This is a genomic window from Pseudomonas sp. JL2 (assembly GCF_031570495.1).
Taxonomy (GTDB): Bacteria; Pseudomonadota; Gammaproteobacteria; order Pseudomonadales; family Pseudomonadaceae; genus Aquipseudomonas; species Aquipseudomonas rhizophila.
The window spans coordinates 14,309-29,089 of record NZ_JAKUDH010000030.1 but is presented as its reverse complement, the minus strand read 5'-3'; the positions used below and the strand labels follow the sequence as shown (position 1 = coordinate 29,089).

The 14,781-nt window shown below is 62.4% G+C and carries 13 protein-coding genes; 3 read left to right on the top strand and 10 right to left on the bottom strand.

What is annotated here, in order from left to right:
- Window positions 1-150: 150 nt before the first annotated feature.
- The 10 genes from tssH to tssA all read right to left on the bottom strand — a co-directional run bounded on the left by tssH (window position 151) and on the right by tssA (window position 11,015).
- On the bottom strand, window positions 151-2,829 hold the full coding sequence (gene tssH / locus MKS85_RS26280) for a type VI secretion system ATPase TssH (RefSeq protein ID WP_188252442.1): 2,679 nt from the start codon (window positions 2,827-2,829) through the stop codon (window positions 151-153).
- Window positions 2,822-3,874, bottom strand: a complete 1,053-nt coding sequence (tssG, locus tag MKS85_RS26275; protein WP_047226766.1) for a type VI secretion system baseplate subunit TssG — start codon at window positions 3,872-3,874, stop codon at window positions 2,822-2,824. The genes tssH and tssG overlap by 8 nt, the downstream gene beginning before the upstream one ends.
- Entirely contained in the window at window positions 3,838-5,697 is a 1,860-nt protein-coding gene (gene tssF, locus MKS85_RS26270; protein ID WP_047226767.1) for a type VI secretion system baseplate subunit TssF, read from the bottom strand. The genes tssG and tssF overlap by 37 nt, the downstream gene beginning before the upstream one ends.
- Window positions 5,694-6,206: a type VI secretion system baseplate subunit TssE gene (gene tssE / locus MKS85_RS26265; protein WP_076383105.1), complete on the bottom strand. Its 513-nt coding sequence runs from the start codon at window positions 6,204-6,206 to the stop codon at window positions 5,694-5,696. Before tssE ends, tssF begins: the two co-directional genes overlap by 4 nt.
- Entirely contained in the window at window positions 6,200-6,640 is a 441-nt protein-coding gene (locus MKS85_RS26260; RefSeq protein ID WP_139048769.1) for a hypothetical protein, read from the bottom strand. Before MKS85_RS26260 ends, tssE begins: the two co-directional genes overlap by 7 nt.
- Window positions 6,637-7,077, bottom strand: a complete 441-nt coding sequence (locus MKS85_RS26255; protein WP_139048770.1) for a type VI secretion system amidase effector protein Tae4 — start codon at window positions 7,075-7,077, stop codon at window positions 6,637-6,639. Before MKS85_RS26255 ends, MKS85_RS26260 begins: the two co-directional genes overlap by 4 nt.
- Before the next feature lie 81 nt (window positions 7,078-7,158).
- Window positions 7,159-7,647 carry a type VI secretion system tube protein Hcp gene (locus MKS85_RS26250; protein WP_047226771.1) on the bottom strand — a complete coding sequence of 163 codons (489 nt, stop codon included), beginning with the start codon at window positions 7,645-7,647 and terminating at the stop codon, window positions 7,159-7,161.
- A gap of 225 nt (window positions 7,648-7,872) precedes the next feature.
- On the bottom strand, window positions 7,873-9,369 hold the full coding sequence (tssC, locus tag MKS85_RS26245) for a type VI secretion system contractile sheath large subunit (protein ID WP_047226772.1): 1,497 nt from the start codon (window positions 9,367-9,369) through the stop codon (window positions 7,873-7,875).
- A 15-nt stretch (window positions 9,370-9,384) separates the two neighbouring features.
- Window positions 9,385-9,900, bottom strand: a complete 516-nt coding sequence (gene tssB / locus MKS85_RS26240) for a type VI secretion system contractile sheath small subunit (protein WP_047226773.1) — start codon at window positions 9,898-9,900, stop codon at window positions 9,385-9,387.
- Window positions 9,901-9,980: 80 nt separating this feature from the next.
- Window positions 9,981-11,015 (bottom strand): type VI secretion system protein TssA, encoded by a 1,035-nt coding sequence (tssA, locus tag MKS85_RS26235; protein WP_188252443.1) that lies wholly within the window; start codon window positions 11,013-11,015, stop codon window positions 9,981-9,983.
- A gap of 405 nt (window positions 11,016-11,420) precedes the next feature.
- Between tssA and tagH the strand changes: the two genes are divergently transcribed.
- The 3 genes from tagH to tssK are packed head-to-tail and all read left to right on the top strand — an operon-like array spanning window position 11,421 to window position 14,779.
- Entirely contained in the window at window positions 11,421-12,878 is a 1,458-nt protein-coding gene (tagH, locus tag MKS85_RS26230; RefSeq protein ID WP_188252444.1) for a type VI secretion system-associated FHA domain protein TagH, read from the top strand.
- A gap of 50 nt (window positions 12,879-12,928) precedes the next feature.
- Window positions 12,929-13,429, top strand: coding sequence for a type VI secretion system lipoprotein TssJ (tssJ, locus tag MKS85_RS26225; RefSeq protein WP_047226776.1), 501 nt, complete (start codon window positions 12,929-12,931; stop codon window positions 13,427-13,429).
- A gap of 15 nt (window positions 13,430-13,444) precedes the next feature.
- The gene (gene tssK / locus MKS85_RS26220; RefSeq protein WP_188252445.1) at window positions 13,445-14,779 is read left to right on the top strand and encodes a type VI secretion system baseplate subunit TssK; all 1,335 of its coding nucleotides are present in this window, start codon (window positions 13,445-13,447) and stop codon (window positions 14,777-14,779) included.
- Window positions 14,780-14,781: the final 2 nt, after the last annotated feature.

Below are 14,781 nucleotides of genomic sequence, written 5' to 3'. Positions count from 1 at the left end.
GCTGAAGGAACGCAACCCCCACTGTGGAAGATGCCACTGTGGGAGCGAGCTTGCTCGCGATGGCGGCGTATCAGTCAACATTGATGTTGAATGTACTTGCGCTATCGCGAGCAAGCTCGCTCCCACAGGGTTTTACGGTGTTCCTTACCGTCAGGCCGCGTCGCTGAAATCGTACTGCAATTCGTTATCCCGGGCGCTGATCCGCACGCCGGCCAGCGCCTTGCCTTCGAGCATGCGGGTCAGGAACTCGCGGCTCATGTCCGGCAGCAGGCTGTTGTTCAGGAGGGCGTCGATCATGCGTCCGCCGCTTTCGGTTTCGGTGCAGCGCGAGACGATCAGGTCGATCACCGCGTCGTCGTAGTCGAAGGCGACTTTGTGGGTGTTCTCTACGCGCTTCTTGATGCGGTTGAGTTGCAGGCGGGTGATGGCCTTGAGCATCTCGTCGCTGAGCGGGTAGTACGGAATTGTCACCAGGCGACCTAGCAGGGCCGGAGGGAAAATCTCCAGCAGCGGCTGGCGCAGGGCCTTGGCGATGTCCTCGGGCTCGGGCACGTTCTGCGGGTCTTTGCAGACCTGGGCAATCAGTTCGGTACCGGCGTTGGTAGTCAACAGAATCAAGGTGTTCTTGAAGTCGATCACCCGGCCTTCACCGTCCTCCATCACACCTTTGTCGAACACCTGGAAGAAAATCTCATGCACGTCCGGGTGGGCTTTTTCCACCTCGTCCAGCAGCACCACGCTGTACGGTTTGCGCCGCACGGCTTCGGTCAGTACGCCGCCTTCGCCATAGCCGATGTAGCCCGGTGGCGCGCCCTTGAGGGTGGACACGGTGTGGGCTTCCTGGAACTCGCTCATGTTGATGGTGATGACGTTCTGCTCGCCGCCATACATGGCTTCGGCCAGGGCCAGGGCGGTTTCGGTCTTGCCCACGCCGGAGGTGCCGGCGAGCATGAACACGCCAATGGGTTTGCTCGGGTTGTCCAGGCCGGCGCGGGAGGTCTGGATGCGCTTGGCGATCATCTGCAAGGCGTGGTCCTGGCCGATGATGCGTTTTTTCAGGTGCTGGTCGAGGTTGAGCACCGTTTCCAGTTCGTTGCGAGCCATGCGGCCCACCGGGATACCGGTCCAGTCGGCGACCACTGAGGCCACGGCCTGGTAGTCCACGGTCGGCAGGATCAGTGGGGTTTCGCCTTGCAGGGCGGTCAGGCGCTGTTGCAGGTCCACCAGTTTCTCGCGCAGTTCGTGGCTAGTCTCGCTGCCATCCTCGCTGTCTACCACGCCGACGCGCTCGCGCAGGGTGGCACGGGTGGCGAGCAACTCGTCCACCAGGGCTTTCTCTTCGGCCCAGCGGCCTTCCAGCTCGGCCAGGCGTTCGCGTTCGGCGCTCAGCAGGTTTTCGCTCTGGGTCTGACGGCTGCCAATGGCAATGCCGATGGCGTGCTCGCGAGCGATGATTTGCAGCTCGGTTTCCAGCGCTTCAATGCGCCGACGGCTGTCGTCCACTTCGGCCGGCACCGCGTGCAGGCTGATGGCGACACGGGCGCAGGCGGTATCCAGCAGGCTCACGGATTTGTCCGGTAACTGGCGCGCCGGGATGTAGCGGTGAGACAGTTTGACCGAGGCTTCCAGAGCCTCGTCGAGGATCTGCACCTGATGGTGTTTTTCCATGGTCGAGGCCACGCCGCGCATCATCAGCAGCGCCTTGTCTTCGGACGGCTCGGCCACTTGCACCACTTGGAAACGCCGGGTCAGGGCCGGGTCTTTTTCGATGTGTTTCTTGTACTCGGCCCAGGTCGTGGCCGCTACCGTGCGCAGGGTGCCGCGGGCCAGGGCCGGCTTGAGCAGGTTGGCCGCGTCACCCGTGCCGGCAGCGCCACCGGCGCCCACCAGGGTGTGGGCTTCGTCGATGAACAAAATGATCGGTTTGGGCGACGCCTGGACATCTTCGATGACCTGACGCAGACGCTGTTCGAACTCGCCTTTCATGCTCGCGCCGGCCTGCAACAGGCCGACATCGAGGCTGCGCAGTTCCACGTCCTTGAGCGATGGCGGCACGTCGCCGGCGACGATGCGCAGGGCAAAGCCTTCGACCACGGCGGTCTTGCCCACGCCGGCTTCACCGGTGAGGATCGGGTTGTTCTGCCGGCGGCGCATGAGGATGTCCACCAGTTGGCGGATTTCTTCGTCGCGACCGACGATGGGGTCGAGCTTACCGCTACGCGCCTGTTCGGTGAGGTCGACGGTGAAGCGCTTGAGGGCTTCCAGTTTGCCCATGGCGCTGGGGGCCATGGCGCCGCTGGCTTCGCCCGGCACGGCGCCGGCGTTGAAACCGTCGCTGGCGGTCAGGGCGTTTTCCGGGGAGTCGCCGACGTATTCGTCAAAGCGCTCGCTCAAGGCCTCGACCTTGACCTTGTCGAACTCCGACGACAGCCCCAGCAACGCATGGCGCAGGCTTGGCGTCTTGAGAATGCCCAGCACCAGGTAACCGGTGCGCACCTGGCTTTCGCCAAACATCAGGCTGCCGTAGACCCAACCGCGTTCCACGGCTTCTTCAACGTGGGAAGACAGGTCGGTGATGGAGGTCGAGCCCCGTGGCAGGCGGTCCAGGGCTTCGGTCAGGTCGCGGGCCAGGCGTGCCGGCTCGATATTGAACTGGCGGATGATGCGGTGCAGGTCCGAGTCCTGCAGTTGCAGCAACTGATGAAACCAGTGGGCCAGTTCCACGTAGGGGTTACCGCGCAACTTGCAGAACACGGTGGCGGCTTCGATGGCTTTGTAGGCCACGCTGTTGAGTTTGCCGAACAACGCGGCGCGACTGATTTCACCCATGCTCATGGCTCCTTGAGGTCTGTGAGGTGTTGGCCTGTTCGGCGTAATGCCGGGCCAGTATTAAATCCTTGGCATCTGTTTCGGGGCGTCCCAACCAGGTGTTGAACCCCAGGCGCAAACTGCCGTTGAGTTGCAGCGCCGGTACTTCGGGTTGTTCCAGGATCAGGTTCAGGTCCCAGTCCAGTTCATGGCCCAGGTATTCGGCGACCCAGGCCACCAGCTCGTTGAAGGGTTGGCTGCCGGGCAACATGCCCATGTAGTCATCGAGCTTGAGTGGCCCCAGGCGAATGCGGAATTTGTGCTGGCGATCCCACACGTAGCGGCCCAGGCAAAAGTCCACGCCCAACTGATGGGCGCTGACGCCCACGCGGCTGCGTTCTGGCAGTTCCAGCCATTGGCCGACGTATTCTTCGATCTCCACCGGCAGGCCGAAGTACTCGCTGATGATGGCCTTCAAGCCGTCCGGGTAGCGGGTTTGCGCCGACAAGTGGCCGCTGTAATGCAGCTTCGCCGTGTCGGGGATCAGCCCCTGCTTGAGCAGGCTCGGCATGCCCCGACCACTGAGGGCGGCCAGGCGCGCCGACCAGTAGTCATCGTCCGGGCGATCATGGCTGACCGTTGGCCGCGCTTCGGCCCAGGCCCGGTAGAACAGGCTGAGCAGGCGATGGTGGAACACATCGAGGAAACGTTTGCTGGTGCTGTCGGCGTTGTTGCGCTGACGTTCGCGCACGTATTCGGTGATGTGCAGCGGCAGCGGGCCGTTGGGGCCGCCGAGGCCGAAGAAGAACTGCTCCAGGCGTGCCGGCGCACCGTCGAGGCCCGGTTGCACCGAGGCCAGGGTCGCCGGGGCGAAGGTGCATTCGGCCTGTTGCCCCAGGCGCAGCGGGTCGTCGGCCAGGCGCAATGAATGGCCCAGGCGCGGCAGCTCGGGGGATTCGCACTCGATACGGCGCAAGGCCTGGAAGAAGTCGTATTCCCAGGGCTCCTGGTGCATCGCGTCCAGGGTACTCAAAGGGTCGGACGACGTCCGGGCTTGGCTTTCCATCGCATGATCTCGCCGCGTTCGGTGGTACGGATCACCGTCTCGGTAAAACTGTTGATCGACACGTAGCGTGCCAGGAAGCGCTCGAACACCGCGCCGAGCAAAAACACCCCGGTGCCGCGAAACGCGTTTTCATCGAATTCCAGGGTGATTTCCAGGCCCCGACCAAACACGATTGGGCCGGGCATCGGCAGGCGTCGGGTGCAGGCCTTGCTGCTGACTTCGCGCAGGCCTTCGATCTGCAACTGCACCGCCGCATCGTTGCTGTCGCCGTACAGGCGCAGCAGTTCGCGCAGGGCGGCGGCGCCCTGGCCTTGCTCGCTCAGGGACAGGTAATTGAGCGAGAGCTGGCTGATCAAACGCCAGGCCTTGGCGTCGTGGGCATGGCTGGCCCGTGGTCGACTGGGGCCGGCGACGCAACGAATCGCGCCGACGGGCGCGCTGTCGGCCAACGTGAAATCAGTCTTGCCGTTGCCCACACTCATGAACAGCGGTAGGTCGCGGTTGGTGCACAGCGCCGTCACGCCCAGTTGGCGCAGGTCGTGGCGATAGGGCGCCTGCTGGCTGTCCACCAGGCTGACGAAGGTTTCGCTGCCCACGTAGGTCGAGCGCGGGCCGTTGCGTCGTTGGTCGCTGGACAATACTCGTGGCTCACGCCGTATTGTGTAATAGGCCTGGTCGCGGCCATAACGGGACGGATCGCGCACGGCATAGAACGGCAGGAACGGCTGCTCCGGCCCGGTGCCGTGGCCGGTGAGGCCGGTCAGCGAATGCACTTCGAAATCCATCGGTCGGGTGCGGTCGGCGATGACGTGATGTTCGTTGACCCGCTCCGAGAGGTGGATGCGATCCAGGCGCTTGGGGAACAGGTTGATCGCCGGGGTGCAGAACGGCAGGAACTGCGCGGCGCCGACGCTGCCCTCCAGGCTCGGGTCGTGCCGGTCGAACAGCACGATCAGCTCCAGCTCCTGACCGTCGCAGCGCTTGACCGCGCGGCTCAATTGGGTGAAGTCGACGAACAGGAACCGATGGGGCAGGGCGAAGTATTCCTGCAACAGGCGATAACCCTGGAAGGCGCGCGAGACCACGGGCAGCGCGGCATCGGCATCGTCGAAACCCCGCGAGCACAGCGCGTCCTGAGGCAAGCGTTCAACCCAATCGCCGCCGGGCTTGCGGGCGAACACCGCGCAAGCATTGCTCAGCAGTTGTTCGTAGAGACGGAAGGGCTGTTCGTCGGCACCGCTGAGGTACAGCGGCAGGTTGTCCAGGGGCAGGCTATTGAACGGCAGTTCGGCGCCTGTACGCAGGGTCAGGCGCAGGCCGGCCTTGGCCTTCGGTTCGCTGGCGGCCAGGCGTCCGAGCACGGCGGACGGATTGCCGAAGTACTCGGCCTGGCTGACCTGCAACGGCCACAACGTCACCGCGTGGGCGGTGCGGTACTCGCAGCAGGTCTGGGTTTCACGCCCCAGGGCGGCGCGCAGGACGGTGTCCCGGGGCAGCGCAAAGCCGCCGCTCAGCGAGCCCTCATCGGGGTCGGTCTGCAGTTGCACCACGGTCATCGACGGCGTGGGCGCCAGATAGTGGGGGTAGGCGATTTCCAGCAGGTTATGGGTGAAGGTCGGGTACTCGGCATCGAGCTTGAGCTGCACCCGCGCCGTCAGGTAGGCGAAGCCTTCCAGCAAACGTTCGACGTACGGGTCGGCGCAGTCCATCCCGGACAACGTCAGCCGACTGGCGATCTTGGGGTATTCCTTGGCGAACTCCGCCGCGCTTTCGCGCACGTGGTGCAGTTCCTGGTTGTACAGCTCCAGCAGGCGCGGATTCATGGGCGTCTCCGCTGGTCGGCATGGACCACGCGCACGTGGCCGGTTTCCAGGTCCAGGTCGGTTTGCAGCATCAGGCGCAGCGGCACGGGCTGCGCCCAGAGGTCACCCTCGATCTCGAAACTCAAGGCGTTGTGGTTCATCTCGGCGGTTGCTCGGGCTCGCACCCTCAGGGTGTGGCGCAAGATGCGCGGTTCGAACGTGGCGATGGCTTGGTGGATCAACGCTTCCAAGGCCGGCAGATCGACGTTCGATGCGCTGTTGCCGGCCAGCGCCGGCAACCCGAAATTGACCACAGATGTGCCTGCCGGGGTGTGCAGCGTGGCGTCGGTATCGAGCAGCGATGTGGTGTTGAGCAACCACGCCAAGTCACGCAGCACCGAGGCTTTCAACTGGGTGAGCGACAACACGCGCTTGTCGGCGCTTTCCTTGGGGTTGCTCGGATCGTCGTCGGTCAACCGGTCCAACAGGGACGGTTGCAGGCGATCGCGGGTGGCGATTTCGGTTACCACGTAAAAAGGGCCACAAAGTTTTTCTGGTCAAGGGCGCCGGCCATGCAACGGCCACCACTGGCCACAATCGATGCCTCCAGAAGGCCTTCGATTTGTCTGATGGCTTGGTATTGAGAGCGACACTCAGTGCTTGGCGCAGGTTCTGGTTCGAAATGCTGCACGATGATGATCAAGGCGTTGTTAAAACTTTCGACGCGTGGCAAGCCTTTGCGGTCAACGCTTAAGTGGCAGGGCCACGGCATGTCCAGGGTGAATAGGCTTTGGTCCGGTTTGCGCAAGGCACAGCGTTGATTATGGTTTTCCAGGGTCAGGATCTGACCGGCGAGATCGACCTGAACGTTTTGTGCCGCCGGAGGGTCGGTTTGTTCGGCGCAGGCGTTCAGGCTTAGGAAAAGACAGCTCGACAACGCCAATAGCAGCGCTCGCTTGATCATGTCAGCTCCCAAAACCAGACTTGCTTTGAACGATGAGCCTGATCGGCGAAGTCGCCAGTGGCCCTGCCGCGATTCCATAGATCGATATGGTCACCGGTGCGCGCCTCCTCGGATTGCCCGAGCCGTGCAAAACAGTCCTTGAAGAAAATGATTCCTGTCTTCTGATTGAGTGTGCGGCGGTCCTCGGCGCTTCCCGTGAGAATCGTTGGACGACCTAGATGATGACGCCAAAGCCAGTTGGCCAACGACTCGGCACCCCGAGCATGTTCGTGCGCACACTTGGGTTCGCTATAAGTCGACTTGTTGACCTTGATCGTTTGTTCCGCATTGAGCGTGATGCTCATCCTGATCGCGCATTGATTATCCCAAGGCCCATCGCAGGGCGTTGACGTTGCGGGATAACTGTTCCACAAATTGATAAACGAAGGCTTGGCCATGACTCAGATACCGGGTGGGAAAGGATTGGATTCGAGCAAGCACCAAACACCCCCGGCGCCTGGCACCGGGGGCGTGTTCGATTACACCTTGACGTTCTGACGGATGTTCCAGCCGAACTTGACCGGGCCGCCTTCCTTGGTGCCGTCGGCTTTTTGCGGCTGATAGTCGACCATCACCTTGGCGAAGTTCAGGGTGACGTTTTCGGTCAGGCGATCATCGTTGCCCGAGCCGCCGGTGCTCAGGGACGTGATCAGCACTTCTTCCAGGTTGATGATCATGTACTCGACCTGGCTTTCACCGCCGGCCTTGCGCACGGTCAGCTTGACCTTGTCGATATGCTTGCCGCTGGCGCAATGCATCATCAGGTTGGGCGATGCCTTGTCGACGAACTTGGTCAGCGACAGGTCCTGCACGTTGACCTTGCCCGCGCCACCGCCACTGCCCACGTGCATGTTGCCGGACTGGGACATGCCCCAGCTCCAGTTCAGGACATCGATCTCGTCCTTGTGGGCCTTGTCCATGGACTCGCCCTTGATGTCGCCGATCTTGATGAAAATATCAACAGCCATGTTTTCTCCCTGTGTGGTCTCTACCACATTGTTTGATTGACGCCGACCTTGCGAAATCTGTTCTGCTGAACGCTACGAAGGCGATCTCCAATTCACTGAAGACCCCCTGTGGGAGCGAGCTTGCTCGCGATGACGGCGTGTCAGGCAACGCAGGTGGCGACGGATCCACCGCTATCGCGAGCAGGCTCGCTCCCACATGTTTACCGCGTACCGTTCAACAGGTTTTTACGCACCCTTGGCCGAAGGCAGTTTCGATACCAGGCGCAGCGACACAGTCAGCCCTTCGAGCTGATAGTGCGGACGCAGGTAGAACTTGGAGTTGTAGTACCCCGGGTTGCCTTCGACTTCCTCGACGATGACCTCGGCGGCGGCCAGTGGGTGCTGGGCCTTGGTGGTCTCGGTGGAGTGCGCCGGGTCACCGTCGACGTAGTTGAGGATCCAGTCCTGCAACCAGCGCTGCATCTCGTCCTTCTCTTTGAAGGAACCGATCTTGTCGCGCACGATGCACTTGAGGTAATGGGCGAAACGGCAGGTGGCGAACAGGTACGGCAGGCGCGCGGCCAGGTTGGCGTTGGCGGTGGCGTCCGGGTCGTCGTATTCGGCCGGTTTCTGCAACGACTGGGCGCCGATGAACGCGGCGAAGTCGGTGTTTTTCTTGTGCAGCAGCGGCATGAAACCGTTCTTCGCCAGCTCCGCTTCACGGCGGTCCGAAATGGCGATTTCGGTCGGGCACTTCATGTCCACGCCACCGTCATCGGTAGGGAAGGTGTGGGCTGGCAGGTTTTCCACTTCACCGCCGGATTCCACGCCACGGATGCGCGAGCACCAGCCGAAGTGTTTGAACGAACGGTTGATGTTCACCGCCATCGCATAAGCGGCGTTGGCCCAGGTGTACTTGGAGCTGTCGGCGCCGTCGGTGTTTTCTTCGAAGGCGAAGGCTTCCACCGGGTCGGTCTTGGCGCCGTACGGCAGGCGCGCCAGGAAACGCGGCATGGTCAGGCCGATGTAACGCGAGTCTTCCGATTCACGCAGCGAACGCCAGCCGGCATATTCCGGCGTGGTGAAGATCTTGGTCAGGTCGCGCGGGTTCGACAGTTCCTGCCACGAGCCCATGCCCATCACGGTCGGCGATGCGGCGGCAATGAACGGCGAGTGCATGGCGGCGCAGACCTTCGACAGCTCGCCCAGCAGCTCCACGTCCGGTGGCGACTGGTCGAAGTAGTAGTCGCCCACCAGGCAACCGTACGGTTCACCGCCGAACTGGCCGTATTCTTCTTCGTACATCTTCTTGAAGATCGGGCTCTGGTCCCACGCGGTGCCCTTGAATTTCTTCAGGGTCTTGTGCAGGTCGGTCTTGGAGATGTTGAGCACGCGGATCTTGAGCTGCTCGTCACTCTCGGTGTTGTTGACCAGGTAGTGCAGGCCACGCCAGGCGCTTTCCAACTGCTGGAAGTCGGGGTGGTGGATGACCTGGTTGACCTGGGCGGTGAGCTTGGCGTCGATGGCGGCGATGATCGATTCGATCGACTTGATGGCGTCGTTGGACACCAGGTCAGTCTGCGCCAGGGCCTGCTCGGCCAGCGTGCGCACGGCGGTTTCGACGGCTTCGCGAGCGCGCTCGGTCTTGGGCTTGAATTCTTGCATCAGCAGCGAGGCGAACTCGCTGGGTACTTCGGTGGTGCCCAGGGCCTGGGACTGATTTTCACGTGCTGATTCGTTCATGATCATTCGTCCTGATTAAGCCTTGGGCTCGTTGTCGGCGGGCTTGGGCGCGCTGGCCAGGGCCTGCAACAGGGCAGGGTCCTTGATCGCTTTCATGATGATTTCTTCGGCACCGGTCTTGCCGTCCATGTAGGTCAGCAGGTTGGCCAGTTGGGTGCGCGCTTCGAGCAGCTTGTTCAGCGAGTCGACCTTGCGGGCCACGGCCGCCGGGCTGAAGTCGTCCATGCTTTCGAAAGTCAGGTCCAGGCTCAGGTTGCCTTCGCCGGTCAGTTCGTTGGGAACATGGAACGCCACGCGAGGCTGCATGGCCTTGAGGCGCGAGTCGAAATTGTCGACATCGATTTCAAGGAATTTGCGATCGGCCACAGGTGCCAGAGGCTCGGCGGGCTTGCCGGCCAGGTCCGCCATCACCCCCATGACAAAGGGCAACTGGACCTTTTTCTCGGCGCCGTAGAGCTCGACGTCGTACTCGATCTGCACTCGAGGCGCACGGTTGCGCGCGATGAATTTCTGAGAACTTTGCTTCGCCACGTTGCTGCTCCTGGTCGCTTGAGCGACGGTGTTGGCGTCATCGGGGGTGCCGGTGACGTGACTGCGTGATCCGTTCGCTTTTATTCGCTGTCTGGGCCGCGCAGGTTTTCAAATTGACTCATGCCGTCGGGAATCAGGTTGCGCACGATGGTCGCAAAGTCGGCGTTCACCAGAATCTTGGCCCGATTCAACAGCACCGGCAGGGGGCTGGAGGGCTCTTGACGGGCGTAGTACGCGAGAATCCGGTCCAGGCTGCGCAGCACGTCGTCGCGGCTGTTGATTTCGCCAGGGGCGGTGCTGCGTGGCGCGCCCGCGCTCGGCGCGGTGGCGTGTTCAACCGGCGCGGTGTTGTCGTCGCCGCTAATGACCTCGGGCAGGGCGCTGTCGCCGCTCTGTGGGGCGAACTGGCCGAGAATCTGCAGGGCCATCTTGAGCGGTTGCTTCAGCGGGCCAAGGTCCACGCCTTGGGCGGAACCGACTTGATCGCTGACGTGTTGCTCGATGGCTTCGGCGGCGCTGCGGGCTTCCAACAGGGCGGCGCGGGTGATTTCCAGCTGCTCGGGATCACTGTCGAGCAGGGCTCCGGCGAGCTGTTCGGCGCCGAGGCTTTCATTCGGGAAACTTTGCAGGCCGCTGGCATTGGCGGCGGCGCGCAGGCTCACGGCACCGAAGGCGCGCGAGCGGGCCAGAATGCTTTCGCGCAGCAGGCCAATGGTGATATCGGATGTCAGGCCGGCGAGGGCGTTGATGCGCACGGTGGGATCGTTGTCGTCCTCGGCGTCCAGGCGCGGATGCAGCTCGGCCCAGTACTGCTTGAGCAATTCGCTGGTCAGCGTCAACACACGGGCCAGGCCCGGTATGCCTTCCAGGGCCAGGGAACTTTGCAGCAGGAAATGGGTGATGCGCAGGTCTTTGCTGCGTTGCAGCAGGTCCAGGCTTTGCTGCTGGATGCTGCGCCACTCAGGGGGTTCGGCAGGCAATATCGAATCGCCCATGCTGCGCTCGGGCTGACCTTGGGAATCGCGTTCCAGGCGCAAGAAATCCGCGTCATATTCCAAATCTTCACCGCACGGCGAAGTCGCGGATACGGCGGCGAGCAGCAGAGGCACATCCACTTCGTTCGATCTCCCTATCGCCCGCTGAATAACTCGGGCAGTGCACACGCAAGTTCCGAATGGAACTCCACATGTTCCTTGAGGCTAATGGCTCTTTAGATGCTTAATGATCTTAAAGTGCCATCACGTATATTCAAGAAGTTGTGCATTTTTGGTGTAGTACTTATGGCTTGTCAAGGTAAGCTATTTCCCCTGTGTGACAGTTGTGAGGCGCTTAACAACCTGCGCGACCAGTAGGTCAAGGCGGGCACTGATGCAGGTTTTTTGTCACGCAGGCGGGTTAATATCAGCAATCATGCTGGCAAAAAGCCGTTTCGCAGTCGGTTGCAAAGGTTTGTCGGCGAGTCGTTCGGGCGTAGATCCCGGCACTCGATCGCATGCGCAAGTGTTCAGCAAGGAGGCAAGATGGCGCTGTGTTTGACTATCACTAGTTATCACAAGATTACCCCGGGCCAGTGTTCTGAAAAGTCCATGGACCAGGGAGTGATGGCAATTGGCCGTAATTCCGATAATGACTGGGTATTACCGGACCCTGAGCGCCTGGTTTCCGGCAAACATTGCGTTATTCAATACAAAGATGGACGTTATTACTTAACCGATAACAGCACTAATGGTGTGGAATTGGTCAAGGCCGGTGTCCGTTTGCGCAAGGGCAACAGTGAGCCGCTGCAAGACGGCGAAGTTATCCGCATTGGCGATTATGAAATCCAGGCGCGGGTGGATTTCAACCTGCCAGTCTCCGACAGCAATCCGTTCGCTGAGGCGCCCAGCAGCTTCGAAGCCTTGATGGGACATCAGGGTGCCGGCTTGAATACACCTACGCCGATGCCCGTGGCTCCCCCGGCCCATTTCCAGGGCGCCTCGGCCATGGACACCTTGCCCGACCTGTTCGACTTCCTGAGCCCGGGCAGCGTCCCGCCGGCCACCCAGCCTGACCATGTGCCGGCCCAACAGCATGATTTCCGTCCACCGACGCCCATTGCTCCTCCCAGCCCGCCGCCGGTGATCGAGCCTGTGGCGCAGGCCTCGGCCTCGGTGATACCGGAGGACTGGGACCCGTTCAGCGACAAGCCCGCGCCCGTGGCAGTTGCTCCGACTCCTGTCGCTGCGCCACCGGTTGCGCCACCGCCCGTTGTCGAGCGGCCTGTCGTAGAGCCGGTGCCGACACCCCCGCCTCAGGTCCACGCCACCGCCGAACCTGCGCCGCTGCGCGAGGCGCCGGTGACCAGCGTTCAAACCCCGGCCACGCCGCCCAAGCCGCTCGACGCCGCCCAACCCGACCTGTTGCAAGCCTTCCTGCGCGGCGCCGGGCTGGATCAGTTGCGCCTGGACCAGGCCCAGGCCGAGGCGCAAATGGAAAGCATCGGGCGCAGCTATCGGCTGATGGTCGAAGGCTTGATCGATGTCCTGCGTGCCCGCAGCAGCCTCAAGGGCGAGTTCCGCATTCAGCAAACGATGATCCAGCCGGTGGAAAACAACCCGCTGAAGTTCGCCCCCAATGTCGAGGAGGCCATGTTGTTGCTGCTGCGCCATGGCAACCAGGCGTTCATGGCGCCGGATGTGGCGGTGCGTGACAGCTTCGACGACCTGCGCGCTCACCAACTGGCAGTAATGGCCGGCGTGGAAGCGGCCATCAAGCATTTGCTGGCGCGCTTTGAGCCGGCGCAACTGGAAGAGCGCATGGGCAAACCCGCTGGCCTGTCGAGCATTTTCAACGGCTCGCGACAGGCTCAGTACTGGCAGCAATTCACCGAGCTCTACAGCAACATTTCCCGGGAAGCCCAGGAGGATTTCCAGGACCTGTTCGGACGCGAATTCAGTCGCGCCTACGAAGAGCACAGCGCGCGACAGCGCCGCCTATAACACTTTTAAAAGCAATCAACGGATAGCTCAAACGTCATTGAGGACGCAGGATGATTTTCAGGTTTTTACTCGCAGTCGCCACCGTGCTTCTGCTGACGGCATGCGCCAAGGATGCGGCCGATCCACAGTCCGAAGAGGCTGACACCGCCGCCGTCGAACTGCACTTTCACGCCATTGCCGGTCTCAACCCCGGCGCCACCGGCCATCCGGCGCCGGTCCGGGTGCGTATTTTCGAACTGAAAAATGCCGCCACCTTCGCCCGCTCCGATTATTTCGCCCTGGCCGAACGGGCCCAGGCGACCCTCGGTGCCGACCTGATCGATCAGGACGAAGTGCTGGTCCAGCCCGGTCAGCAGTTGAGCCTGCAACGCGATCTCGATCCGGCTACCCGCCATATCGGCGTGCTGGTGGGCTATCGCGAACTGGACCGGTCACTGTGGCGCACGGTGATGAATGTCCCACCGCGCCAATACACCGAATACCAGATCAGCCTCGACGTGCGCGCCGTGCGCAGCGCCGTCGTCGTTCCCCCATCCAGCCCTGCCCAATAAGCAATCGGAGCCCCCATGTCCTGGAACAATCGCGTGGTCTGGTCGGAAGGCATGTTCATTGGAACGCAGCACTTCCAGCAGCATGACCGTTACCTGGAAAACCTCATCGACGCCCGCAGCCGCCCGCTGTCGGCCGGCGCCTGGGGTTTTTCCCAATTGCTGATCGACCAGGGCCTGCTGGCCCAGGGCAAGCTGGCGATCGTTTCGGCGCGGGGCCTGCTGCCGGACGGCACACCGTTCAACATCCCCGAGGATGACTTGGCGCCGCCTGCGCTGAACGTCGATGACAACCTGCGCGATGGTCTGGTGTACCTGGCTTTGCCGCTCAAGCGTGCCGGTGCGCGTGACACCGTTGACGAAGGTGAAGCCCTCGGCGCTGCGCGCTACGTGAGCCAAGTGTGCGAAGTGCGCGACGATAACGCACCGTTCGAGAACCGTGCGCCGGTTGCCTTGGGTTCGCGGGCCTTGCGCCTGTTGACCGCGCAGGACGGCATCAGTGACTACGCCGCCATCGGCCTGGTACGCATCAAGGAGAAACGCGCCGACCGCGCCCTGGTGCTGGACGACAGCTACATCCCGCCGCTGCTGGATGTGGCCGCCTCCAAACCGTTGGCCGCGTTTCGCAGCGAACTGTTGGGGCTGCTCCATCAACGCGGCGAAGCCCTCGCCGGGCGGGTGGTGGCGTCCGGTGCCGGGGGCGCCTCAGAGATCGCCGATTTCATGCTGCTGCAATTGGTCAATCGCGCACAGCCGCTGATCCAGCACCTGAGCCAGTTGAGCCCATTGCACCCCGAACGGTTCTACAGCGAGCTGCTCAGCCTGGCCGGTGAGTTCTCGACCTTCACCGCTTCGGGGCGTCGGCCGCAGGAATATCCGCAATACCAGCATGATGACCTGGCGCTCAGCTACGCGCCGGTCATGCAAGCCCTGCGTGAGGCCCTGTCGATGCTGATCGACAGCAAGGCCACGCCGATTCCGATTGTCGAGAAAGCCTACGGCATCCACGTGGCGATGCTGGCCGACAAAACCCTGCTCGAGAGCGCCAGTTTCATCCTGGTGGTGCGTGCCGATGTCCCGGCCGAAACCCTGCGCGGTCGCTTCGGCCAGCAGAGCAAGGTCGGTTCGGTGGAGCACATTCGCGATCTGGTCAACCTGCAGCTGCCGGGCATCGGCCTGCTGCCGTTGCCGGTGGCGCCACGCCAGCTTCCGTATCACGCCGGCTCCACTTACTACGAACTCGACCGCGGTAGCGATCACTGGCAGCAATTGAGCAACTCCGGCGGGTTCGCGTTCCACATCGCCGGCCAGTTCCCGGGGCTGAATCTGGCTTTCTGGGCGATCCGAGGATAAAC